Origin of the sequence: Pseudoalteromonas fenneropenaei (assembly GCF_042643375.1) — a bacterium.
GTDB classification, from domain to species: domain Bacteria; phylum Pseudomonadota; class Gammaproteobacteria; order Enterobacterales; family Alteromonadaceae; genus Pseudoalteromonas; species Pseudoalteromonas fenneropenaei.
Genome location: NZ_JBHRSD010000048.1, coordinates 58162 through 82675, shown reverse-complemented (window position 1 = coordinate 82675; position 24514 = coordinate 58162). Strand labels below are relative to the sequence as shown.

Here is a 24514-nt window from a genome sequence, read left to right as displayed (position 1 = left end):
AATAAAAAACATTTATCTAACTGTATAAAAAAACAGTGCTAGCTGCTTTCTAACACTGATTTTAAGCGCGATTGTACTTCCTGCACTAGTAAATCGGGCTGGAACTTAGATAAAAACGCATTACAGCCGACTTTTTCTACCATGGCGTGATTAAAACTGCCACTCAGAGAGGTGTTTAAAATCACGTATAAGTCACGCAAGCGCGGGTCGTTACGAATTTCATAAGTAAGGCGATAGCCGTCCATGACCGGCATTTCAGCATCGGTGATCACAGCCAATAATTCTTTGGTGACATCAATGCCTTCATCCGCCCAATTTTTCAATAGGTTTAAGGCTTCTTGGCCATCTGTAGTGGGGATGATTTCAATGCCCAATTGCGCGAGTGTGTCCGAAACCTGACGGCGCGCAGTAGCAGAATCATCCGCGTGCAAGATTTTCCGACCATGGAATTCATTAATAATGGCTTTGTCTAAAATCCCTTCTGGGATCTCCACTTTATATTCGACAATTTCCGCCAGCACTTTTTCTACGTCGATAATTTCGACTAAATGCTCAGTGTTACCACGCTTGAGTTTGGTCAGCGCAGTTAAATAGTGATTGCGACCCACAGAGCGGGGCGGCGGCATAATATCAGTCCAAGTGGTGTTGATGATTTGATCTACCTTACCAACTAAAAATGCTTGTACGGTACGGTTGTATTCGGTGATCACCAAATTGCAGTCTTTCTCATCGCGTGGGCAAGCAGGCATACAAATCGCTTGGCGTAAATCAATCACAGGAATGGATTCACCGCGAATGTTGGTGACACCCGCAACCTTGGGATGGGCGTTGGGCATTTTATTAAGATGGGGTAGTTTTACCACCTCTTTGACTTTAAACACGTTGAGTGCAAAAAAATGATGGCTGTGGAGATGAAATAGCAATAATTCTAGGCGGTTTTCTCCCACTAACTGCGTTCTTTGATCAACGGATGCCAATACTCCGGCCATACTTCTCTCTGTGTTCAATTTGTCACCAACCTCAAGTATATACCTAAAATTACGGCAAAGGCGAGAGATCGTAAAGGATTAGTATGGAAACCCTTTGCTTTGCGCTGTGGTTGTCGTAAGGTGTGAAAAATTGCAACAAGCATGGCAGTTTAAGGATTATGCCAATTTTATTTAAACGTTTATTTGCGGTCGTGGTACAGCACATTGACAGCGCCAGTTGGCAAATGTTGCTAGCGGCAATTTTGTCTCATATGGGGCTGACTTGGCTGGCATTATCACTCACGGGTGAGCAAGCTCTATTGGATGCTAGTACCTTTGTTTATTACTATATCGTCACGACTTCTACAGTGGGTTATGGTGATTTTAGCCCCAGCACCGAGTTGGGGCGTTGGGTAGTAGCGCTGTGGCAAATTCCCTTTGGCTTAGCGCTGTTTGGTATCATGTTAGGGAAAGTTGGGCAGTTAGCGACATTTTGGATTAGAAGAGCAATGACAGGTATGAAAGACTTTTCGCATTTGACGGATCACATCATTATTTTTGGCTGGCACCCAGTGCGCACCAAAAAAATCATTGACTATATTCTTGCTGATAGTAAGCGCTCAGCACGGCGCATTTTATTAGTGGTAAACGATGAGTTAGAGCACCCCTTTTTACACTATCCTGAAGTTGATTTTGCCCGCCTCAGCAGTTTTACCGATGATACTGAGCTGGCCAAGGTAGCGCTCGCACACGCGGATAAAATTATTTTGGATGGCAAAGATGATGACCAAACCTTTACCACCGCGTTAAAAATAAGCCCTATGGTAAAAAGTGATTGCCATATCAGTGCACACTTTTTAGACGAGAGTAAAGTCGAACTGCTATTGGCGCATTGCCATAACGTTGAATGCTCGAGCAGCAAATCGGCAGAAATTTTAGTTCGTTCTATGCAAGACCCAGGCTCCAGTCGCGTGCAGGAAGAATTACTCTCAACCTTACATGGCGATACGCAATTTAGCTTACGTTTGCCCGATGAGCTTGAACCGCTGTTATTTGGTGATATTTTTCAAACTTTCAAAATCAAATATAACGCTATTTTACTTGGCGTGGCGCATGATTTAAGTGCGAAAAATATGGATTTGAACCCGCCGTTGGATTATCAGATCCGCGGTGGTGATATTCTCCACTATATTGCTCCGGAGCGGATCTTAAGCCACGAAGTGGATTGGCGCGCATTCGCTAAAGGGCGCTAATGTATAGCTTAGTATTGCTGATTGTAGCGGTGTGCGCCTATTTAATGCCAATAGGCATGATCATTCGCAGCCGCCGCACGGTAGGACATGAGAAAAACCTGTGGTTAATAGCAGCCCTGATTTTCTCTTGGGTTGCCTTACTGCTGTACTTAACCGTCGTGCCTAAACACCGCGCTGCCCAGCAAACGAAAGCCAAGCAGCGACGGCACTAATCATCTTGCCATTACCTAATGCTACTGACCGAGCTTCACTAAGTATTGCCATTCACTGGCACTGACCGGCATAACTGAAAGTCGACCAGCCTTTTTCAGTGCCAGATCGGTAATTGCTGGGTCGGCTTTAATTGCTTGTAAGGTGACAGGTTTTTTAAAGTGGCTGAGGTATTGTACAGTGACACCTACCCAGCGCGGTTTATCCGCTGGGGATTTTGGGTCGTAATAAATACTTTCAGGATTAAACTGATGAGGGTCAACGGCGGCCGCAGCGGTTACGACGGCAATACCCATGATCGCTGGCACTTTACAACTCGAGTGATAGATAAACACCTGATCGCCAACTTTAACTTCATCACGCAGAAAATTACGTGCTTGATAGTTACGGATCCCTTCCCAAAAAGTACTCGAGTTTGGATTGTTCTTTAAATCGTCCAGCGAAAAGGTATCGGGTTCGGTTTTAAATAACCAATAATTCATCATGTGACTCTTTCAGTTAGGTTACTCGCAGTGTAACTCAGGCTGGCCGCGAGTTAAAACCAAAACGGCACGTACAAGGCTTGTGTAAATCCGAGGTTTTTTGCACTATTGTGTATAATTATGCCCACAGTATTTGGCGTTATAGGCCGGTGGCAAGTAAGCGCTTCCTCATGAACATAGTTATGTCATTGAGATAAGCGGACGCCGCAATACCGCTGCAACGTCAAATAGTAAAGGGATATCGGGTTTTACGATGAATGAGGAAAACTATGAGTCAGGTGCTTCAAAATTTATTGTCGCTGCTGAAATTAGAAGAAATTGAGCAGGGTATTTATCGTGGGCAAAGCCAAGATCTGGGTTTTCGTCAGGTGTTTGGTGGCCAAGTAATGGGGCAGGCGCTTTCTGCTGCCAAAGAAACGTTACCAGAAGGGCGTTATGTTAACTCCCTGCATTCTTATTTTTTGCGCCCTGGTGATGCGGCAAAGCCAATTGTGTATGACGTCGAAAATATCCGTGATGGTAAAAGTTTTTCTACCCGCCGCATCAGCGCGATTCAATACGGTAAACCGATTTTCTATATGACGGCCTCCTTCCAAGGCGATGAAGAGGGCTTATCGCATCAAACTCCCATGCCAGAAGTGCCTGGGCCGGAAGAGTTGCGTTCCTCACTAGAATTTTATCAAGATCATGCCGCAGAAATACCAGAAGCTATCCGCTCTAAGTTTACACAGGAAATGCCAATTGAAATGCGCCCGGTGAATTTCCAAAGCCCATTCTTACCGAAAGTCACCGAAGCGGTGCGGCATGTGTGGTTTAAAGCTAACGGTGCCATGCCTGATGACCGTCGCATTCACAATTATTTGCTGGCGTATGCGTCTGATTTTGAGTTTTTGCCCACCGCCTTACAGCCGCATGGTGTATCGTTTATGCAGCCGAATATGCAAGTGGCGACCGTTGACCATGCGATGTGGTTCCACCGTCCATTTAGAATGGATGAATGGATGCTCTACAGTGTTGATAGCCCAAGTGCCAGTAACGGCCGCGGTTTAGTGCGCGGGCAATTCTTTAATCGCAAAGGCGAACTGGTGGCTTCGACTATTCAAGAAGGGGTGATGCGCCAGCGTTAAGGAATGGCAAGATGGCGTTTGGGTTGCTTTCTTTAAGCGAAATGTGCGTCAAAATAAGGTAATGCAGAATGAAAATGAGCGAACCAGATGGTTCGCTCATTTGTATCAATCGCTATGACTCGTGACTGTATCCGCAATCGATTGCCAAACACGAGCTGGTAATAACGTAACTAAAGTATGCTGGAGCGCCGCCAGCTTGTCATTTCCACACAAGGTCTGTGTTTCACTGCAGGTTAATAATCCTTGCGACTTCATCGAGTGAACTAAAGATGCGAGTACCTTGGCGTCAAAAAACTCAGGGCTCTTGATGCCATGCAGGCGACCTAATCGACCTGCCAACGTCTGATAATCTGCTTCTAAAGCGGCGGCTTCGTAATCAGGTTTACCAAGGACTAATGCAGACAATATCGCATAGCGCTCTAACGTTAATTGAATGGTGCGACCGAGCAGTTCAAGTTGACTGCGGGTTTGGCTATCGCTGTTCATCTCAAATAGGTCGTCTTTGCGCGTCACTAACCCCTGCTGTTCGAAACCGGTCAAAACGTCTGCGATATAGTCATCGCGAAGTGGATTTAAAAACCATTCATCGGCAAACAGAGGGTAAAGCTTTTCTAAATGAGCAAAGCAGCTATCAACGGTGACTTTGTCTTTATAAAGTAAGAACTGCGCGATCACAGCTGGCACTGCAAATAGGTGCAGTACGTTGTTTTTGTAATAATTCACTAAGGTTTGTTCGCGCTCAGTGATAGTGACAATATCACCGAAGCTATCGTGGTACACATCGAACTTTTTCAGCGTTAATGCATGTTCCAACAACGCTTCTGCGGACTCAGTTGGCTGTGTCGTATCACGGTGGTAGGGTGCGGTCTTTTGTAACGCCAGATAAAACTCGAGTTGGGCCAGTAGCTTTGTTTTACTTAAGGAGAATTGTTCTGCACTGAGCAAAACTAAAGACAGCAAGTTCACCGCATTGAGCGCCGCTGAACTATTGATGTTGGTCATGATTTTATCGGCAAGTACAGCAACTTGGTCATTCAGCCACGCTGGCTTTTGGGTTTCAGTTGGGTGAATAGCCTCACGCCAATCCGGCTGATGCTCATTTAAGAACTGATTGACGTTAATGGGCTCTGCAAAGCTTAAATAACCGCGGCCATAGTTTTTCAAGTTTTTAATGGCTTTAAATACGCCAAAAATAGACTCATTCTTTTTATGGCTACCGGCAAGCTCTTTCAGATAGGTATTGATCTCCATCACATGCTCATAGCCGATATACACGGGCACGATGGAAATCGGGCGGTCAATTCCACGTAGCATAGCTTGCAGCGACATCGCCAACATACCGGTTTTAGGCGGTAATAAACGTCCAGTGCGGCTGCGGCCACCTTCGGTGTAGTATTTAACCGAGTAACCTTTGATAAACAGCTGACTGAGGTATTCTTTAAACACTGCTGAGTACAACTTATTACCAGCAAAGGAGCGGCGGATAAAGAACGCACCAGAGCGGCGGAAAATACCACCGGCTGGGAAAAAGTTAAGATTCACGCCCGCCGCGATGTGCGGTGGCACTAAGCCTTGGTGATAAATTACATAGGTCAGCAGTAAATAGTCCATGTGACTGCGATGGCAAGGTACGTAAATGATCTCGTGGCCTTTATCGGTCAGTTCATGTACTCGCTCAACATGGCGAATATCGATGCCGTTATAGAGCTTGGTCCACAGCCAAGTGAGAATGCGGTCAGCAACGCGCACCATAGCATCGGAATAGTTAGCGGCAATTTCGTCGAGCATTTTTAAAGCTTCACGGCGCGCTTCGTCGTGGCTTAAGCCTTTGCTTTTGGCTTCTTCGGCAATGGCATTTTTAATGCTGGGCGAAGCCAGTAAGCCATTAAAGAGTTGCTCTCGGGTTGGTAACTTTGGCCCAGTTGCCGCTAATTTTTGCCGACGGAAATGCACCCGCGCCACGCGTAACAGTTTATGAGGCAACTCATCGACATCGGCTTTGTCATTAAGCAATTGGTTGATTTCAATCGGACGACTAATGCGGACAAAGTTATTGCGGCCTGAAAACAACACGACAAAAAATTTGCGAAACCAGCTTGGCGTCAGTGAACCTGAGATCAAAGTCGCCAAGCCAGGCTTTTCTTTACCCGGCGCGCGGCCCCATAAAATGGTGACTGGGATAATTTGTACTTTAGTACCGGGCGCGGCACGTAATGCTTGGAAAATTGCTTGGCCTTGCGCGAGGGCTTGACTTTGTTTGGCGCTCTCGCTGAATAGCCGAGGTGGGTTTTGGATGCCAATAAAGCTCGGTAATCTTGCATTTCCTAGCGTTGTTTCGCCACTGGCTTTTGGTAAGCCAAGTTTGCGGCAAATCGCATCTAACGCGGCGAGGTCGGAATAGGCATTAAGCCGTGCGACATAAAAAGTCGCAATGCTTGGGTCTAAACCATATTGGCGTACCGGATCGGTGGGCAATAGTTTGCTTTTCACCAATAATGCGTTGCCAAGCTTTGCCAACGCTAACATAACACGGGATGTGATGCGCATCTATCTACCTTGCGTAACCATAAAAACAACTGGACAGACCATTGTAACCCAGCCTAATCAGAATGCGAAATGTCGAAGTGACACCCAAGATGGGCATTTAAAAATAACTTAGCATTTGTTGTTGCATTTATCACCAATATCATTATAATGTGCGGACTTTCAAAAGTAGGGTTCGCCCGAAACCGAAAGCTTAGTAAAGAGTCTGGATTTCAGACCTAGTAACAGGAACTCCGATTTGGAGTTCAACGGTAGATATAAGAAAACACTGACCTCTTGCGTAAGTAAGATTGGTTTGGTGGTTTTTTTATGCTCTTTTTAAATGCTCTTTTATTTGAGGTTTAAGAATGTCTAATCAACGCATTCGTATTCGCCTAAAAGCTTTTGACCACCGTTTGATTGACCAATCAACGGCGGAAATCGTGGAAACTGCGAAACGCACTGGTGCGCAGGTACGTGGTCCAATCCCACTTCCTACTCGCTTTGAACGTTTCACTGTATTGATCTCTCCTCACGTTAATAAAGACGCGCGTGATCAATACGAAATCCGCACCCACAAACGTCTGATCGACATCGTAGAACCAACTGACAAGACAGTTGACGCGCTAATGCGCCTTGACCTTGCAGCTGGCGTTGATGTTCAAATCAGCCTGGGTTAATCGGAAGATTAGAGAGGTTTTAGGAAAATGGCATTAGGTCTAGTCGGTCGTAAAGTGGGTATGACACGTATCTTCACTGAAGATGGTGTATCTATCCCTGTGACAGTTATCGAAGCGACGCCTAACCGTGTTACTCAGATCAAATCTGAAGCAACAGACGGTTATAACGCGCTTCAAGTTACTGCAGGCGAGAAAAAAGCAAGCCGCGTAAACAAACCAGCAGCGGGTCACTTCGCTAAAGCTGGCGTTGAAGCGGGTCGCGGCCTGTGGGAATTCCGTCTAAATGGCGGTGAAGGCGAGTTTGAAGTTGGTTCAGCGCTTACAGTAGAAATCTTCTCTGAAGTTTCTCTAGTAGACGTAACTGGTACTTCAAAAGGTAAAGGTTTCCAAGGTGGTGTTAAGCGCTGGAATTTCCGCACTCAAGACGCTACTCACGGTAACTCTGTATCTCACCGTGCTCCTGGTTCAATCGGTCAAAACCAAACACCTGGTCGCGTTTTCAAAGGTAAGAAAATGGCTGGCCACTTAGGTGCTGAGCGTGTGACTACTCAGAATCTTGAGCTAGTGCGTGTTGACGCAGAACGTAACTTGCTATTAGTTAAAGGTGCAGTACCTGGCGCTATCGGCGGTGACGTTATCGTTAAACCTGCTGTTAAAGCATAAGTCCTGGAGATTTAGTGATGGAATTAGCAATTAAAGGCGCTGGTGCGCTTGAAGTTTCCGAAGCTACTTTTGGACGTGAGTTTAACGAAGCACTAGTACACCAAGTAGTTGTTGCTTATGCAGCAGGTGCTCGTCAAGGTACTCGTGCTCAGAAGACACGTTCTGAAGTAAGCGGTACTGGTATGAAACCATTCCGCCAAAAAGGTACTGGCCGTGCTCGTGCTGGTTCATTCCGCAGCCCAATTTGGCGCTCGGGTGGTGTGACATTTGCTGCTAAGCCGCAAGATCACAGCCAAAAAGTTAACCGTAAGATGTATCGCGGTGCGATTAAGAGCATTCTTTCTGAACTAGTGCGTCAAGATCGTTTAGTTGTTGTTGAGAACTTCACTCTAGAAGCTCCAAAAACTAAATCACTTGTTGCTAAGTTGAAAGAGCTTGAGCTTAAAGACGTGTTAATCGTGACTGAAGAAGTAGATGAGAATCTATTCCTTTCTGCACGTAACTTGTACAAAGTTGATACACGTGATGTTGCTGGTATCGACCCAGTAAGCCTAATCGCTTTCGATAAGGTACTTATTACTGCAGGTGCTGTTAAGCAACTTGAGGAGGCGCTAGCATGATCCGTGAAGAACGTCTTTTAAAAGTAATCCTTGCTCCTCACATTTCTGAGAAGAGCACTATCTCTGCTGAAACGAACAATACTATCGTTTTCAAAGTAGCTAAAGATTCAAACAAAGCTGAAATCAAAGCTGCTGTAGAGAAGCTGTTCGAAGTTGAGGTAACTGGTGTTCGCACTCTAGTTGTTAAGGGTAAGACAAAGCGTACTGGTATGCGTTTCGGTCGTCGTTCTGACTGGAAAAAAGCTTACGTTACTCTTAAAGAAGGCAGTGAGCTAGACTTCGTCGGCGGCGCTGAGTAATAAGGGGAGTTAGAATTATGGCACTTCAAAAGTGTAAACCAACTTCTGCGGGTCGTCGTCACGTAGTTAAATTGGTTAACCCAGATCTACACAAGGGTAAGCCATTTGCACCACTTTTAGAGAAAAACTCTAAGTCTGGTGGTCGTAACAACAACGGTCGCATCACGGTTCGTCACATCGGTGGTGGTCACAAGCAACACTATCGTTTAATTGACTTTAAACGTAACAAAGACGGCATTCCAGCTGTTGTTGAGCGTCTAGAGTACGATCCAAACCGTAGCGCAAACATCGCTCTTGTTTTATACAAAGACGGTGAGCGTCGTTACATTATCGCTCCTAAAGGCTTAAAAGCTGGCGATCAAATCCAGTCTGGTGTTGATGCACCAATCAAAGCTGGTAATGCGATGCCAATGCGTAACATGCCTGTAGGTGCTACAGTTCACAACGTTGAACTTAAGCCAGGCAAAGGCGCGCAAATCGCTCGTTCTGCTGGTGCTTATGTACAAATCCTTGCTCGTGAAGGTCAATACGTAACGCTACGTCTTCGTTCAGGCGAAGTTCGTAAAGTGCTAGCTGACTGTCGCGCTACGCTGGGTGAAGTAGGTAACTCTGAGCACATGCTACGTGCACTAGGTAAAGCTGGTGCGCAACGTTGGCGCGGTGTTCGTCCTACTGTTCGTGGTGTTGCCATGAACCCAGTAGACCACCCACACGGTGGTGGTGAAGGTCGTACTTCTGGTGGTCGTCACCCTGTAACTCCATGGGGCGTACCAACTAAAGGTAAGAAGACTCGTAGCAATAAGCGTACTGATAAGTTTATCGTACGTCGTCGTTCTAAATAACAGTTGAGGAATTGCCATGCCACGTTCTCTCAAGAAGGGTCCATTCATTGACCTACACTTGCTGAAGAAGGTAGAGAAAGCGTTGGAAAGCGGTGACAAGAAGCCTATTAAGACTTGGAGCCGTCGTTCAATGATCATTCCAACAATGATCGGATTGACCATCGCTGTCCATAATGGTCGTCAGCACGTACCTGTATTCGTTACAGACGAAATGATCGGTCACAAACTAGGTGAATTTGCACCTACACGTACTTACCGCGGCCACGCTGCGGATAAGAAAGCTAAGAAGCGTTAATAGGGGAATATGATGGAAGCATTAGCTAAACATAAATACGCCTCTAGTTCGGCGCAGAAAGCACGTCTAGTGGCTGATCAAATTCGCGGTCTACCAGTAGCTCGCGCTCTTGATATCCTAGCTTACAGCCCTAAAAAAGCGGCTGCATTGGTTAAAAAAGTACTTGAGTCTGCTATCGCTAACGCGGAGCACAACGAAGGTGCCGACATTGATGAGCTTAAAGTGGCGAAAGTATTTGTTGACGAAGGTCCAACAATGAAACGCATTATGCCACGTGCTAAAGGACGCGCAGACCGCATCCAGAAGCGTACAAGCCACATCACTGTTGTGGTTTCGGATCGCTAGGAGATATAAGTAATGGGACAAAAAGTTCATCCTACTGGTATTCGCCTAGGTATCTCTAAACCTTGGGTATCTACATGGTATGCGAATACAAAAGATTTCTCTGAACAGCTTTTTGGCGATCACAAAGTGCGTCAATACCTTACTAAGGAATTGAAAGCTGCTTCTGTGTCTAAAATCGTGATTGAGCGTCCAGCTAAATCAATCCGCGTAACAATTCACACGGCTCGTCCAGGTGTTGTTATCGGTAAAAAAGGTGAAGACGTTGAGAAGCTACGTCAAGCAGTGACTAAACTGACTGGTGTACCTGCTCAAATCAACATCTCTGAAGTACGCAAGCCTGAGCTTGATGCACAACTAGTTGCTGACGGTATCGCGTCACAATTAGAGCGTCGTGTTATGTTCCGTCGCGCTATGAAGCGTGCGGTACAAAACGCAATGCGTATTGGTGCAAAAGGTATCAAAGTTGAAGTTAGCGGCCGTTTAGGCGGTGCTGAAATCGCGCGTTCTGAGTGGTACCGTGAAGGTCGTGTACCTCTACACACTCTACGTGCTGATATCGACTACGCAACTTCTGAAGCGTTAACCACTTACGGTATCATCGGTGTTAAAGTTTGGATTTTCAAAGGCGAAGTGATTGGTGGTTTACCACTAAATGCACAAGAGCAAGAGAAGCCAGCTGCGAATAAGCGTGCACCGAAGAAAGCCAAGAAAAGTGCTAAGTAAGAGGTAGCGATTAAATGTTACAGCCAAAACGTACCAAATTCCGCAAAGTACAAAAAGGTCGTAACCGCGGTGTTGCGACCAGCGGTAACAAAGTTAGCTTCGGTTCTTTCGGCTTGAAAGCGATTGGCCGTGGCCGTATGACTGCTCGTCAAATCGAAGCAGCTCGTCGTGCTATGACCCGTCACGTCAAGCGTCAAGGCAAAATCTGGATCCGTGTGTTCCCAGACAAGCCAATTACAGAGAAACCGTTAGAAGTTCGTATGGGTAAAGGTAAAGGTTCTGTAGAATACTGGGTAGCAGAAATTCGCCCTGGTAAAGTACTTTACGAGATGGAAGGTGTTTCTGAAGAGCTTGCTCGTGAAGCATTCGACCTAGCTGCTCGTAAATTACCTTTCAAAACAACATTTGTAACTCGGACGGTAATGTAATGAAAGCTAGCGAACTTAAAGACAAAAGTGTAGCAGAGCTACAAGCTGAACTTTTAGAGCTTTTACGTGAGCAGTTTAACCTGCGCATGCAAACTAGCACTGGTCAGCTAGCTCAAACTCACCAGTTGAGAAAAGTACGTCGCGACATCGCGCGTGTTAAAACGGTTATCAACCAGAAGGCAGGTGCATAATGAGCGATAAAATCCGTACTCTTCAAGGTCGTGTTATTAGCGACAAAATGGACAAGTCAATCGTTGTTGCTATCGAGCGTCAGGTTAAGCACCCGATCTACGGTAAATTCATCAAACGTACAACTAAGTTGCACGTACATGATGAAAACAACTCAGCTCTAGCTGGTGACTTAGTTTCAATTCGTGAGTGTGCGCCAATTTCTAAGACTAAATCTTGGACTTTGGTAGACGTAATTGAGCGTCCAAAACAAGCTTAATTTTTATAATTAAGTCTGTTTAGAAGAAGCCTCGGCCTTTGGTCGAGGCTTTTTTTTGCCTGTAATATCATGCTGATATAGCTATAAATCTAGCCATAGCATTGCTCATAGCGAAGCTGATCCAGTTCATTATTACGTGTACTGTACTCTTACTGTACTAAAGTGCGGCTGTTTTTTTGGCATGTAACCGTTATGCTGAATAAAACAATAAAAATAAGCTGAGCCATGTTTTCAATTGCGGTAATAAGTCTTATTGCGGTGGCGTATCTCGGTGTGCTGTTTACCGTTGCTTGGTTGGCCGATAAACAAACCAAAATTAAAGCCAGTGCCACTGTCTATGCTTTGTCGTTAGGTGTGTATTGCACCTCATGGGCATTTTTTGGTACCACAGCACAAGCCGCCCATAATGGTTGGTGGTTAGCACCGACGTACGCTGGGACTATGCTATTATTTGTCTTTGGTTGGCGGGTGTACACTCGCATTGCAACCATTTGCCGCCAACAACAGCTCACTTCTATGGCCGATTTTATCGCCACCCGTTATGGGCAATCGTCGAGTCTATCGGGTTTAGTGTCGTTGATTTCAGTGATTGCTGTGGTGCCTTATATCGCCCTACAGCTGAATGCTACCAGTGCGAGTATTCAACTCCTGACGCAAGTTGAATATCGCGAAGCGCCCGCCTTTTGGCAAGATAGTACGTTTTACATCACCTTGTTACTGGCGCTGTTTGCGGTGTTGTTTGGTACGCGCAGATTACGACCCAGTGAACACAACCCCGGTTTGATGACGACCATTGCCTTTGAATCTGTGGTTAAGTTAGTGGCATTTTGCGTGGTTGGGGTGTTTGTTTGCTACGGCTTATTTGACTCCCCACAACAGATTTTTCAGCAAGCAGAGGCCGCGGGGATCACCGAGCGAGTGGTGCTGCAAGCCAGCCCAAATTATGTTTATTGGCTGCATGTATTACTGGGTGTGTTGGCCACGCTGTGTTTACCAAGGCAATTCCACACTGCATTTATAGAGCAAGGTAGCGATCGGCAATTGGCGCGTGCGCGCTGGTTGTTCCCACTGTATTTATTGCTCATTAACCTGTTTATTCTCCCAATCGCGTATGCCGGCTTAGTGTATTTTCAGGGGCAAGAGGTCGGCTACGATACCTTTGTGATGGCCTTGCCTATGGCTGCTGAGCAACCTTGGGTGGCGCTGCTGGCGTTTCTCGGTGGCTTTTCTGCTGCGACCAGCATGGTTATCGTCTCGAGCATAGTGCTATCGATTATGATCACCAACGACTTTATTAATCAGTTTTTGCTCCGCCGCTCGCAGTTGAGTTCACGGCATCGAGGGCTATCTAAAAATACCTTATTGCATGCCAGACGTTGGGTGATTTTTGCAATTTTGCTGCTCAGTTATGCGAGCCACCGTGTCTTGGCCGATGGTAATACCTTGGCGAATATGGGGTTGATGTCATTTGCTTTGGTGGCGCAGTTTGCGCCCGCGATGGTGATAGGTTTATGGTGGCGCAAAGCGTCTTGTTTGGGCGCGCAACTGGGCATTTTAAGTGGTACGGCAATTTGGTTTTATACATTACTATTACCTACGCTCTACACCAATCTTGCTGGCGCTGCGCCATGGCTCACCCAAGGGCCGTGGCAGATAGCCTGGTTAGCACCCAAAGATCTGTTCTTATTGGGGTTAGATGAATTAAGCCAGTCAGTATTGTTATCACTAGGCGTCAATACGGCGGTGTATTTACTGGTGCCTTGGTTTGCATCAGCAAGGCTTGCAGAGCGGCTGCAAAGTAATAAATTTATTTTAAACGTAGCGGAAGAAAAGTTAACTGCCACCCAGCTGAGCTATCAAGATCTAGCCCATTTACTACAAAGATTTAGTGATCAGCAAAGTGCTCAGAGTTTAGTTGAGCAGTATTTTCCGAGCGAGAAAAGCCATTGGAAGCAGCCCGCTCCCGCAGCAACTGAGGCCTTAGTAGAGCGTGAAATGTCGGCACTGGTGGGGGGCGCATCGGCGCGTTTGATTTTGCAAGTGGCGAAGGATGAAAAAGCCCAACCGCTGGAGCAAGTGGCAGAGTTTGTCGACGAGGCAAGCCAAGTACTGCGTTTTAACCGCGACTTACTGCAAGCCACCATAGAGAATATTGAACAAGGTGTCAGTGTAGTGGATAGCGAGTTACAGCTCGTGGCTTGGAATCAAAAATATCGCCTGATGTTTGCCTATCCGGAAGACGCTTTGTATATCGGTCGCCCTGTGGCTGAACTTATTCGCTATAACGCCGAACGGCAGTTATTTCCTTATCAAGACCTCGAAGCCGATATTCATAAACGCCTAGATTACTTGCGCCAAGGCAGTGCTTATCGCTTTCGCCGTGAGCACCATGATGGTCGGGTCTTTGAGATGCAGGGCAACCCATTACCGGGTGGTGGTTTTGTTACTACTTATACGGATATCACCGAATTTGTCCGCCAGCAGCAGGCGCTACAACAAGCTAACCTCAGCTTGGAAGAGAAGATCCAAGCCCGAACCCAAGCCCTTACTGAAGCCAATCAACTTTTAGAGCAGGCTAACCGTGAAGCAAAACGTGCCACCGAAAGTAAAACGCGCTTTTTCGCCGCCGCCAGTCATGATTTACTGCAGCCTTTTAATGCTGCCAGTTTATTTTGTGCTTTGATGAGCGAGCGGGCGCAGGGGACAGAACTTGCGACCTTATCTGACAATATTAAAAGTTCTTTGGCCAGTGCTGAAGATTTACTCTCAAGTATTTTAGAGCTCACTAAATTAGATGCGGGTGCATTTAAAGTGAGTACAGCACGCTTTGCTAGTTTGTCGTTATTGCGTCCTCTGTGCACGGAATATCAGGCATTGGCACAGTCTAAAGGCCTTACTTTTGTGACTGAACTTTGTGAGGTCACCTTACATACTGATAAAGCACTGTTAAAGCGCATTATCAGCAACTTACTCAGCAATGCGATTCGTTACACTGAGCAAGGCGAAGTGCGGTTACGCCTTGAGCGGCATGGCGATGCGTTGTCTATTTTAGTGGAAGACACTGGTATTGGCATCGCAAAACAAGATCAAGAAGCGATTTTTCAGGAATTTAAGCAAATTAGTGAAAAAGCCCATGGTCAAGGGCTAGGTTTGGGGCTAGCAATTAGCAAGCGGATGTGTGATTTACTCGGGATAAAATTAGTGCTCGGCTCTGAAGTCGGAAAAGGTACACAATTTACCTTGTTATTGCCTTGTCAGGATCCGATTGCGGAAAAGCGCCCTGAAGAGTTAGCAGAAAACACCCCAGACAACACCTTAGCTGGGCTACGCGTCTGGTTATTGGATAATGACACCAATGCGCTGGCGGCATTACAACAACTGCTGCGCAATTGGGGCTGTGAGGTGGCGGTGGCACGTGATGGCAAAGCACTACAGGCGTTACACGCGCATCAGCAAGCAGACTTACTGATTGCGGATTATCAGTTAGATGGCGGCATCACTGGGTTGCAAGTCATCGCTGAGCTCGGGTTAGAGTTACCGATTATTATTAATACTGCTGATCATGATGAAGTAATCCGCGAAAAAATCACCGATGCAGGTTTTCCTCTACTCTATAAACCACTCAAAGCACCGGCGTTAAAGCGCTTGTTAAAACGCTATGCGTCTGGGATACAGGTGCAAAGTTGAGTTTAAAGGTCGAGCCTACCCAAAAGTCCAAAATTGCTAGCGAAATTGATACGCATCTCGAGCAAGTCACACAGTTACAGAGATTGGCAGCAAAGGTTAAAGGCTGCTCAGAGCACGCCTTAGCTTCTCTTGGATATTTCTCACCCTCATTTAAACCTATCTAAAAAAAGCTGCGACTAATAGGGTTTACAGTAAGGATATCCAATGAAAAGCCCCCTAGTTGCCGCGACTTTCTTGACTGCTTCACTGAGCGCGTGTTCTGCGCCTGAGATTGATTGTGCTGTATTTCCAGCGCAATCGAATTCACTTTATACATTACCTTACGAAGTGGGTACTGCGTGGGATGTTTATGCCGCAACAGAGCATTACCGTAGCGCAAACCAAGGAGTTGGTACCTACGCAATCGACTTTGTTATGCCGATTGGCACTAAAGTGCTTGCCGCAAGAGATGGCGAAGTGGTGAGTGTCCAAGCCGGTTTTAAAGATGGTAACAACGAGGATTTAAAAGAAAATTATGTATTTATTAAACATAGCGACGGCACCATCGGCAGATACTTTCACCTGATGTATAACGGTGAGTTAGTAAAACAAGGCGACCAAGTAACAGCCGGTGAGGTCATTGCGTTAAGTGGCAATACTGGGCAAAGTGGCGGCCCACATTTACATTTTGATGTGCAGCAGTGTGGCCCTAATCTACCACCACATTACAATCGTTTGCCTTGTGGGCAAACCTTGCCGCTAACGTTTAAAAATACCAAAGAACACAGTTGTGGTTTAAAGGCGGGTGAAAAGTATACCGCGCTTTAGTGCAGGGCTTTTTAGCATGACGCCCTCAACGTGGACAAAATTTAAAGTTTAGTCTCAGTGATATTGAGCGCATCTTGATGGTCACCTAAAGTGGAAAGCTGATTAAACAAAATTCCAGCTTGGGTGCGGTTGTACACATTGAGCTTTTTTAAAATCGCCGACACATGTTGTTTAATGGTGGTTTCCTGAATTGCCATGGCATAGGCGATTTGTTTATTGAGCATGCCGTCGGCAATCATCGCTAAGACACGATATTGTTGTGGCGTGAGCTTTTCTAAATTACGGGCAAAGTCGGCTTGTTCATTGTGTTCGGTACTGGGTAAATCGGCTAACGGCGGTAACCAGTTCTCACCTTCTAACACGCAGTGAATCGCATCGCCAATGACATCCAAAGACGACGACTTAGGAATATAAGCGCTGGCGCCAAGCGCCATTGCTTTGGCAATGATGTCGCTGTTTTCATTAGCTGAGACCATTATTACCAAAATATCCGGATATTGATTGCGGATCTCAGCCAACCCTTGTAGCCCTTTGGCGCCCGGAATGGTGAGGTCTAAAAACAATAATTCGGTTTCAGGATGTTGCGTCAGCAGGCTATGTAGCTCCATTAATGTGCTGGCTTCTCTGATCCGCTCACTGCTGATCACTTGCGCCGCGGCTTGTTGTAAAGCACTGCGAAACAGTGGGTGGTCATCGGCAATAATAGCTTGCACGTTATTCATCCTGTGGTTACTCCGTCCTAGCTGTTTATAGGGGATTTCGCGTGGAATGACAAGGCAACTGCGGCGTAGGTGGGGAAGCCTACGCGCAGCACCTTAATATCCCCAGCCTACTTAAAGCCGCAGCGGTGTTGGCTAGCTGTAACTCCAAATCGTTTGGGCATCACATCACTTAAAAGCGGTAACCGACAGTAAGCGAGATAGTACGCGGGCCGCCAAAGTAGCCAACCAAAGTGTTATCTCCGCCAAGTCCCGGCGTATATTTACTGGGGTCGTTTGGTGCGGTTGGGTCTGGCGTGACAAACTGATAGCCACCAATCATATATTCCTCATCAGTAAGATTTTTGCCGTGTAGACCTACACGCCAACGGCCGTCTTGGCTAAACCAGTTAATACTTAAATTCACCAATGCGTAGCTGTCTTGGTCGAGTAAGCTGTCTTCTTCAAACAGCACGTAGTCACCTCGATGGTAATAGCTGGCGTTAACGACAAAGTCACCAAACTCACTGTAAATGCGATAACTGGCGCCTAAGTTGACGGTCAGCTCTGGGGTGTTAGCAATACTAAAACGGTCTGACTTATCAAAAATTTCACCCGTTGTTGGGTTGGTGTCGAGCACTTCTTCAAAGTCGCTGTCGATGTAACCCAAGGCGACGTCAAAACTCAGTGCTTCACTTGCAATATAAGTGAGCTCAAGTTCGGCACCATTGGCGGAAGACTTCCCTATATTGCCTAAGCGCTGATTTAAGTCAGCAGAAGTTGCACCGGGTAACACAGAAATATACTGTCGGTCTTTGTGGTCAAGCGAAAACAAGGTTAAGTTGGCGCGCAGATTATTGTTCCATTCGCTTTTCATCCCAAGTTCAAAAGAATCTACAATTTCTGGATCAGCCGCCGGTTCAGCGGTACTGGCGCGTGGATTAAAAGTGCCAGATTTAAAGCCTTGCGCATAACTGGCGAAAAACATCAAATCGCGACTGTGCTGGTACTCCACACCCACCCTTGGCGTAAAGCGTGACCAATCGGCGTCATCATCAAGGACGGTCGGTACTAATTGACCTGCTGGGCGTTGGTAGCCCGGGATCCAACCAGACTCTGGATAGACAGTGTCAAACACCAGTCCGTTGTTCACCGTAGCCTCTTTACTATCGCGGGTATAACGTGCGCCGAGCGTCATCGACCATTGTTCAGATAAGTCGATACTGGCCTGTGCATAGGCCGCTTTGCTGGTGGAGTTATTACAGCCACTCACTTCACGGGTGAGGCCCGGTGCGCCCAAGCTTTGTCCGAGCACTTCTAAAATGGCCTGAAATTGCCCGCAGGATTCACCATCATAATAATAGATGCCAGAGACTAACTGATAGCCTTCACCACGATGGTTTAGTTGTAATTCATGGGTGGTTTGCGTGTCGTCGTAAATTGCAGGTACATCAAAAATGCGCAGCGGCGTGTTGTCAAAGTCAATATTGGTTGGTGAGTAACTGTCACGCTTGGCGCCAGTATATTTCAACGAGGTTTGGTTGCTGATGTCCCAACGAGCAGTCAGGCTATATCCTTCAAGTTCGACTTTGTTCCAAGTCGGCATGCTGGTGTAACTATCAAATACACTATTTGGAATGGGCGCGTCAGTTAATAGGCTTGGAAGTAGCCGATAGCCGCCTTTGGCGTTGGATTTATCATCGGTTTTGTCCCATGCCAAACGCAGAAATAGTGCTTCGCTTGGCCGATATTCTAAGGTAACCCGCGCCGCAGTGACGTCTTTATTGTAGTTTTCTGCGTCCTGATTAGCTTGGCTAATTTGTAAAAACTCGCCAAAGCCATCGCGATTGAGGTTGGCATAACCAAAACCTAGGTAGAGGCTGTCGGCAATCAGTGGAATTTGTCCTGTGAGTTTCATATCGCGTTGATTGTAACTGCCAACCGTGCCTTGGATATCAAAAGTAGTGTCGCCAGTCATTTCTTTGGTGACGTATTTAATTGCCCCACCTATGGTGTTTTTGCCATACAGCGTACCTTGTGGGCCGCGCAGCACTTCTATTTGCTGCACATCTAACAAGTCGAGCACCGCGCCTTGCGGACGCGCAATGTAGACGTCATCGACATAAATACCGACACCGGGTTCATAGCCCCACAGCGGATCTTGCTGGCCAACCCCGCGAATAAAGGCGGTGATGGTGGAGTTAGTACCACGACTGGCCTGAAGCGTAGTGTTTGGGGAAAATTGTTGTACTTCCGTCAGCACTTGAATGCCGTTCTCGAGCAACTCCGTGGCGCCAATTGAAGTGACGGTAACGGGTACTTCTTGTAAATTTTCAACGGTTTTACGTGCGGTGACTTCTATGCGCTCCAGCTCGGCTTTGTTTTTGGCCGTATCGGCGGCTTGCGCTTGCAGCGCTATGATACCGCTGCAAATGGCTAAGCTGATGGCTGATAAGCGCCGTGCAGTGTGCCCTTGGTTATTACTCTTCATCCTGTTGCCCCTTTATTGTCATTTTGGGTCGTTGTCATGTTGGTTGTGCGATTTTATGCAACTCCATACGACTCTAGGCAAATCCGTGCAAAAGTGAATTAGCACCTTAGTACTATCCGCGCTGCAGGCCATTGTTCATGCGGCTTAGCGCTATTCTATAACCTTAGTACTATGTATTTTCTATGGTGTTGTGCCCAAACTGACTAGTATTGAAAGCGACTGAAAAGAATAAAAAGGAACAGCTTATGCTGAGTATGGTGGGCTTACTAAGTGGTTTAATTATTTTGATTGCCTTGACGTTACGCGGGGTGAATTTGTTTATCGCCGCGCCATTGTGTGCCTTGTTAGTGGCGTGGAGTGGCGACATGGCGGTGTTCCCAAGCGGCGGTGAGCTGAACTTTTTAAGCAGCTACATGAATGGCTTTGCGGGGTTTGTCAGTGCTTGGTTTTTTATGTTTTTGCTCGGCAGCCTGTTTGGCAAATTAATGGAAGACAGCGGCGCTGCCGACAGCGTGGCGCGTTATATCGTCGCTAAGCTTGGCATGAAACACGCGGTGCTGGCTGTGGTGATTGCCTGTGCGGTGCTGACTTATGGTGGCGTGAGTGTATTTATTGTGGCGTTTTCGGTTTATCCGATGGCGCTGAGTTTATTTAAAGATGCCGATTTACCGCGGCGTTTTATTCCCGCCACATTGGCCTTTGGTTCTGTGACTTTCACTATGACCTCGGCAGGTTCGCCAGAGATCCAAAATTGGATCCCAATTAAATATCTAGGCACTTCGCCATATGCGGCGTGGGAAGTCAGCTTAGTGGTGGCGGTGTTTATGGCAATCACAGGTTATTGGTGGTTAAAGCGCATGATCACTCAGGCTAAAGCGGCTGGCGAAGGTTTTGTTGCCAATGCAGACGACCCTGCCGTGCTAACTCGCGATTACCCGCACCCAATGACGGGCGTTATGCCATTATTGGTGGTGTTGGTGTGCTCATTCACGCTACATGAAGTGCTGCAGCAAAGTGCCTTAATTGTAGCGCTACTTGCCGGAGTGGTGAGCTTGCTGGTGATCAACTTCAAACACTTTCGCGATTTAGGTAATGCCATCAACTTAGGCACCACCGGGGCGTTAGTTGCTATTGGTAATACCGCAGCGGTTGTTGGTTTTGGTGCGGTGGCGAAAAACACCGAGGCGTTTCAGCAAGCGGTTGCAGTCATGACGGCAATGCCGGGCAATGAGCTACTCGGAGCGGCCATTGCGGTGTCGGTGATTGCGGGGCTGACTGGCTCGGCCTCTGGTGGGCAAGCCATTGCTTTACCTCTGGTGGCACCGCACTACCTTGATGCAGGTGTTAATCCCGAGCAGTTACATCGTATTGTGGCAATTAGCTCAGGTGCGCTCGATACCTTGCCGCACAATGGTTATGTCGTCACTACCATTCGCGCTATCTGTAAAGAAACCCATCAACGCGCTTATTGGGCGATGGCGGCATTAACCGCTGTTGTCCCGCTAGTTGGGGTGATGTTAGCACTGCTATTGTTCATATTTTTCTAATTAATTAAGTTTAAGGAGGTTCGCGATGTTGCAGCGTTTGGTCTTAATCGCCTTGATATGTTGCTGCTGGCAAGTCAGCGCCAGCACTTTGCTGGTCGAAAAACAAAAATTTACCACGACAGACTTTACAACGGTTTCGGGTGTGACTTTGCCTGAGGTGAATGTTGGCTATGAAAGTTATGGCACCTTAAATGCCAATAAAGACAACGTGATTTTAATTACCCATTATTTCTCAGGCACCTCGCACGCCGCCGGAAAATATGCAGAGACGGATGCTCTCGCGGGATATTGGGATGCGATTATTGGCCCAGGTAAAGCCATAGATACCAATAAGTTTTTTGTGATAAGTAGCGACACTTTAGTGAATGCGAATTGGCATGATCCACATGTCATTACCACAGGTCCCGCATCAATCAATCCGAAAACCGGCAAACGCTATGGTTTGGACTTTCCTGTAGTAACCATTGCTGATTTTGTTGAAGTACAAAAACGCCTCTTGGCTAGCTTAGGTATAGATAAACTTTATGCTGTGGTTGGCGCCTCAATGGGTTCATTTCAAGCGCTAGAGTGGGCGGTGCGTTATCCAGATAAAGTCGCACGTTTAATTCATGTCATAGGTGCTGGCACTATGGATGCGTGGACTGTGGCGGGCCTAGAAAAGTGGGCTTTGCCGATCCGCTTAGACCCAAACTGGCGTGACGGGAATTACTATGAGGGTGAGCGCCCACTTGCGGGTTTAACCGCCACTATGCTTAACATCACCCAAGATGCGATGCATCCTGCGATTTATAATGCCAGCTTTCCTGATTTTAAGGTGCTAGATAAAGGTGCGCTGGAAGATATTCGCACTTTACCTGCAATCAATCAAACGTTAGCCGCGCGGGCATTGGCGCGGGCAAAAACGCAAGATGCGAATCACATCCTGTATTTGATCCGTGCATCGCAACTTTTTAGCGCAGGAATGGAAGAAAATCTCGCAACTGCACTCTCTCGCATTCAAGCCAAAGTACTGATGTTACCTTCCTCAGGGGACTTGCTGTTACGCCCTGAAGGCGCCAGAGCTATGGCCAAAACCTTAACCGCCAGTGGTAAGCAAGTCACACAAAGTGAGATTCAGGGAATTTGGGGTCATCTTGATGGCATCTTTTCCATCACTAGTAAGCAGGCTGAAATTGCAGCCTTTTTAGCGGAGTAACAGCATGCAGAAAAAGGTTCTTATTACCGGTGCCGGCAGCGGTATCGGGCGCTATTTGGCACTTGAGCTGGCTGCGCAGCACTATCAGGTAATTGTAAGCGACTTGCAGCTTGCTGCTGCAGAGCAGGTGACCGGTGAAATTAATGCCGCTGGTGGGCAAGCAACGGCGCTGCGCCTAAACGTGGCTGCGGTGGCAGAGCTTGGCAAACAAGTTGCAGCACTTGGGCATATTGATGTGCTTATTAATAATGCCGGTGTGCAATTCGTTGAAAAGCTTGAAGACTACCCACTGGAAAAATGGCAATTGCTACAAGATGTCATGCTGACTGGCCCCGCTATGCTTTGTAAAGCGCTGCTACCAGGCATGCAAGCGCATAATTTTGGTCGCATTATTAATATTGGCTCTATCCATGCGCTGGTGGCGTCAAAATATAAATCGGCTTATGTCGCGGCCAAACATGGGCTAATTGGGCTTGGCAAGGTATTGGCGTTAGAGACCGCAAATTACGATATTACGGTAAACACCATATGCCCTGCCTATGTAAAAACCCCCTTAGTGGAGCAGCAAATCGCCGCGCAAGCGCAGCAGCATGGTCTAAGCGAAGCCGAGGTAATAGACACCATTATGTTGGCGCCGATGCCCAAAAAAGCCTTTATCGGCTTAGATGAAATTGCTCATAGCGTGAAGTTTTTACTCGCCAAAGAAGCGCGCAATATTACCGGCCAGACCTTGGTGCTGGACGGCGGCTGGACGGTGCAATAGGAGCAAACATGGCAGGTTTTGATAAAGTAGTCAGCTCTCATGCCGAGGCAATGGCTGGGCTGCAACACGGTATGACAGTCATTGCTGGTGGCTTTGGTTTATGTGGTATTCCTGAGGGCTTAATTGCGCAAATACAGCGCATGGGGGTCAAAGGGTTAACTGTGGTGTCGAACAATTGCGGGGTAGACGGGTTTGGCCTTGGTATTTTGCTCGAACAACGGCAAATCAGCACTATGGTGGCCTCGTATGTGGGCGAAAACAGCTTATTTGAGCAGCAGTTGTTAAGTGGTGAACTGCAAGTCATTTTGACTCCACAAGGCACACTGGCAGAGAAAATGCGCGCGGCAGGCGCCGGTATTCCCGCCTTTTATACTGCCACGGGAGTCGGCACACCAATTGCCGAGGGTAAGGAACTTAAAACCTTTAATGGCCGTGAATATTTATTAGAAGAAAGCATTCAAGGCGATTTTGCCATAGTCAAAGCATGGAAGGCTGATAGGTTTGGCAATTGTGTTTATCGTCATACCGCAATGAACTTTAACCCTATGGCGGCCACTGCTGGCAAAGTGACGGTGGTAGAAGCGGAAATGATTGTTGAGCCAGGAGAGCTTGCCCCCAGTGAGGTCCATACTCCAGGTATTTATGTTGACCGAGTGGTGTTGGGGCAATTCGAAAAACGGATCGAAAAACGCATGACAAGGGGTAACTAATGGCATTAACACGAGAACAAATGGCAATGCGAGTTGCAAAAGAGTTGCAAGATGGCTATTACGTGAATTTAGGCATTGGCATCCCGACATTGGTTGCGAATTACGTGCCCACAGGCATTGCCGTGATGCTGCAATCGGAAAACGGCTTACTTGGCATGGGGCCGTATCCTGATGAAGCCGCTGTTGATGCCGATATGATTAATGCCGGCAAAGAGACCGTAACTGCGGTACAGGGCGCGGCTATTTTCAGTTCGGCAGAGAGCTTTGCCATGATCCGGGGTGGTCATGTTGATTTAACTGTGCTCGGGGCTTTTGAAGTCGATCAACAAGGCAACATAGCCAGCTGGACCATTCCGGGCAAGTTAGTAAAAGGCATGGGAGGCGCGATGGATTTAGTCGCTGGTGCGAAAAATATTATTTGCACTATGACTCATGCGAGTAAACATGGCGAGTCAAAACTATTGGCGCAGTGCTCCTTACCTCTAACGGGCAAGTCGTGCATCAATAAAGTGATCACAGATTTAGCACTGCTTGAAATAAGAGAGGGGGCATTTCACCTTTTAGAACGAGCGCCTGGCGTCAGTGTTACAGAAATCCAGCAAAAAACAGCTGGACGTTTAGTCGTACCCAGCCATGTCCCCGAAATGATATTCTAGGCAAAAGCGTGCTAAGGCACGCTTTGAAGACCTTTCTCCACTCAGCCACAAGCT

Annotated in this window: 26 protein-coding genes; 21 read left to right on the top strand and 5 right to left on the bottom strand. The window is 47.0% G+C overall.

Translation table 11 applies throughout. From position 1 onward, the window contains the following. Positions 1-38 precede the first annotated feature (38 nt). Positions 39-989: a chemotaxis protein CheV gene (locus ACFOEE_RS20455; RefSeq protein WP_377128997.1), complete on the bottom strand. Its 951-nt coding sequence runs from the start codon at positions 987-989 to the stop codon at positions 39-41. Positions 990-1147: 158 nt separating this feature from the next. Here ACFOEE_RS20455 and ACFOEE_RS20450 point away from each other — a divergent pair, with 158 nt between their 5' ends. Both ACFOEE_RS20450 and ACFOEE_RS20445 read left to right on the top strand, forming a co-directional pair. Then, positions 1148-2221 carry a potassium channel family protein gene (locus ACFOEE_RS20450; RefSeq protein ID WP_377128994.1) on the top strand — a complete coding sequence of 358 codons (1074 nt, stop codon included), beginning with the start codon at positions 1148-1150 and terminating at the stop codon, positions 2219-2221. Beyond that, a complete protein-coding gene (locus ACFOEE_RS20445) occupies positions 2221-2433 on the top strand; it encodes a hypothetical protein (RefSeq protein ID WP_377128991.1) in 213 nt (70 codons plus the stop codon). The genes ACFOEE_RS20450 and ACFOEE_RS20445 overlap by 1 nt, the downstream gene beginning before the upstream one ends. Before the next feature lie 21 nt (positions 2434-2454). Here the strand turns inward: ACFOEE_RS20445 and ACFOEE_RS20440 are convergent, their stop codons facing one another. Further along, positions 2455-2913, bottom strand: a complete 459-nt coding sequence (locus ACFOEE_RS20440) for an EVE domain-containing protein (protein WP_377129022.1) — start codon at positions 2911-2913, stop codon at positions 2455-2457. A gap of 269 nt (positions 2914-3182) precedes the next feature. Between ACFOEE_RS20440 and tesB the strand changes: the two genes are divergently transcribed. Further along, positions 3183-4040 carry an acyl-CoA thioesterase II gene (tesB, locus tag ACFOEE_RS20435; RefSeq protein ID WP_377128988.1) on the top strand — a complete coding sequence of 286 codons (858 nt, stop codon included), beginning with the start codon at positions 3183-3185 and terminating at the stop codon, positions 4038-4040. Positions 4041-4145: 105 nt separating this feature from the next. Here tesB and plsB read toward each other — a convergent pair whose 3' ends face one another. Further along, on the bottom strand, positions 4146-6587 hold the full coding sequence (gene plsB, locus ACFOEE_RS20430; protein WP_377128985.1) for a glycerol-3-phosphate 1-O-acyltransferase PlsB: 2442 nt from the start codon (positions 6585-6587) through the stop codon (positions 4146-4148). A gap of 344 nt (positions 6588-6931) precedes the next feature. On the opposite strand from plsB, the gene rpsJ reads away from it, so the two are divergent. The 13 genes from rpsJ (at position 6932) to ACFOEE_RS20365 (ending at position 16400) form a co-directional block, all read left to right on the top strand. Beyond that, entirely contained in the window at positions 6932-7243 is a 312-nt protein-coding gene (rpsJ, locus tag ACFOEE_RS20425) for a 30S ribosomal protein S10 (protein ID WP_005495349.1), read from the top strand. Positions 7244-7270: 27 nt separating this feature from the next. Beyond that, a complete protein-coding gene (gene rplC / locus ACFOEE_RS20420; protein ID WP_377128982.1) occupies positions 7271-7906 on the top strand; it encodes a 50S ribosomal protein L3 in 636 nt (211 codons plus the stop codon). A gap of 17 nt (positions 7907-7923) precedes the next feature. Further along, a complete protein-coding gene (rplD, locus tag ACFOEE_RS20415) occupies positions 7924-8526 on the top strand; it encodes a 50S ribosomal protein L4 (protein ID WP_377128979.1) in 603 nt (200 codons plus the stop codon). After that, positions 8523-8825 (top strand): 50S ribosomal protein L23, encoded by a 303-nt coding sequence (gene rplW, locus ACFOEE_RS20410; RefSeq protein ID WP_377128977.1) that lies wholly within the window; start codon positions 8523-8525, stop codon positions 8823-8825. Before rplD ends, rplW begins: the two co-directional genes overlap by 4 nt. Positions 8826-8842: 17 nt before the next feature. Continuing rightward, positions 8843-9667 (top strand): 50S ribosomal protein L2, encoded by an 825-nt coding sequence (gene rplB, locus ACFOEE_RS20405; protein ID WP_377128974.1) that lies wholly within the window; start codon positions 8843-8845, stop codon positions 9665-9667. Between the two features lie 16 nt (positions 9668-9683). Continuing rightward, positions 9684-9962 carry a 30S ribosomal protein S19 gene (gene rpsS, locus ACFOEE_RS20400; protein ID WP_377128971.1) on the top strand — a complete coding sequence of 93 codons (279 nt, stop codon included), beginning with the start codon at positions 9684-9686 and terminating at the stop codon, positions 9960-9962. Positions 9963-9974: 12 nt separating this feature from the next. Further along, a complete protein-coding gene (rplV, locus tag ACFOEE_RS20395; protein WP_377129020.1) occupies positions 9975-10307 on the top strand; it encodes a 50S ribosomal protein L22 in 333 nt (110 codons plus the stop codon). 12 nt (positions 10308-10319) lie between these two features. Then, positions 10320-11030, top strand: coding sequence for a 30S ribosomal protein S3 (rpsC, locus tag ACFOEE_RS20390; protein ID WP_377128968.1), 711 nt, complete (start codon positions 10320-10322; stop codon positions 11028-11030). Positions 11031-11044: 14 nt separating this feature from the next. Further along, a complete protein-coding gene (gene rplP, locus ACFOEE_RS20385) occupies positions 11045-11458 on the top strand; it encodes a 50S ribosomal protein L16 (protein ID WP_377128966.1) in 414 nt (137 codons plus the stop codon). Further along, on the top strand, positions 11458-11649 hold the full coding sequence (rpmC, locus tag ACFOEE_RS20380; RefSeq protein WP_377128963.1) for a 50S ribosomal protein L29: 192 nt from the start codon (positions 11458-11460) through the stop codon (positions 11647-11649). Before rplP ends, rpmC begins: the two co-directional genes overlap by 1 nt. Continuing rightward, positions 11649-11906 carry a 30S ribosomal protein S17 gene (rpsQ, locus tag ACFOEE_RS20375; protein ID WP_208842053.1) on the top strand — a complete coding sequence of 86 codons (258 nt, stop codon included), beginning with the start codon at positions 11649-11651 and terminating at the stop codon, positions 11904-11906. Before rpmC ends, rpsQ begins: the two co-directional genes overlap by 1 nt. Before the next feature lie 225 nt (positions 11907-12131). Then, a complete protein-coding gene (locus ACFOEE_RS20370; RefSeq protein ID WP_377128960.1) occupies positions 12132-15593 on the top strand; it encodes a hybrid sensor histidine kinase/response regulator in 3462 nt (1153 codons plus the stop codon). Positions 15594-15797: 204 nt separating this feature from the next. Further along, positions 15798-16400: a M23 family metallopeptidase gene (locus ACFOEE_RS20365; protein ID WP_377128957.1), complete on the top strand. Its 603-nt coding sequence runs from the start codon at positions 15798-15800 to the stop codon at positions 16398-16400. A gap of 41 nt (positions 16401-16441) precedes the next feature. Here the strand turns inward: ACFOEE_RS20365 and ACFOEE_RS20360 are convergent, their stop codons facing one another. Both ACFOEE_RS20360 and ACFOEE_RS20355 read right to left on the bottom strand, forming a co-directional pair. Further along, positions 16442-17122 (bottom strand): response regulator, encoded by a 681-nt coding sequence (locus ACFOEE_RS20360; protein ID WP_377128954.1) that lies wholly within the window; start codon positions 17120-17122, stop codon positions 16442-16444. Between the two features lie 169 nt (positions 17123-17291). Beyond that, complete coding sequence (locus ACFOEE_RS20355; protein WP_377128951.1) at positions 17292-19589, bottom strand: TonB-dependent receptor; 2298 nt, start codon at positions 19587-19589, stop codon at positions 17292-17294. A gap of 245 nt (positions 19590-19834) precedes the next feature. On the opposite strand from ACFOEE_RS20355, the gene ACFOEE_RS20350 reads away from it, so the two are divergent. The 5 genes from ACFOEE_RS20350 to ACFOEE_RS20330 are packed head-to-tail and all read left to right on the top strand — an operon-like array spanning position 19835 to position 24460. Beyond that, entirely contained in the window at positions 19835-21136 is a 1302-nt protein-coding gene (locus tag ACFOEE_RS20350; RefSeq protein WP_377128948.1) for a GntP family permease, read from the top strand. Between the two features lie 25 nt (positions 21137-21161). Then, the gene (locus ACFOEE_RS20345; protein ID WP_377128946.1) at positions 21162-22331 is read left to right on the top strand and encodes an E22 family MetX-like putative esterase; all 1170 of its coding nucleotides are present in this window, start codon (positions 21162-21164) and stop codon (positions 22329-22331) included. A gap of 4 nt (positions 22332-22335) precedes the next feature. Further along, positions 22336-23094, top strand: a complete 759-nt coding sequence (locus tag ACFOEE_RS20340) for a 3-hydroxybutyrate dehydrogenase (protein ID WP_377128943.1) — start codon at positions 22336-22338, stop codon at positions 23092-23094. Between the two features lie 8 nt (positions 23095-23102). Next, positions 23103-23804 carry a CoA transferase subunit A gene (locus tag ACFOEE_RS20335; protein ID WP_377128940.1) on the top strand — a complete coding sequence of 234 codons (702 nt, stop codon included), beginning with the start codon at positions 23103-23105 and terminating at the stop codon, positions 23802-23804. Further along, positions 23804-24460, top strand: coding sequence for a 3-oxoacid CoA-transferase subunit B (locus tag ACFOEE_RS20330; protein ID WP_377128937.1), 657 nt, complete (start codon positions 23804-23806; stop codon positions 24458-24460). The genes ACFOEE_RS20335 and ACFOEE_RS20330 overlap by 1 nt, the downstream gene beginning before the upstream one ends. The last annotated feature ends 54 nt before the right edge of the window (positions 24461-24514 follow it).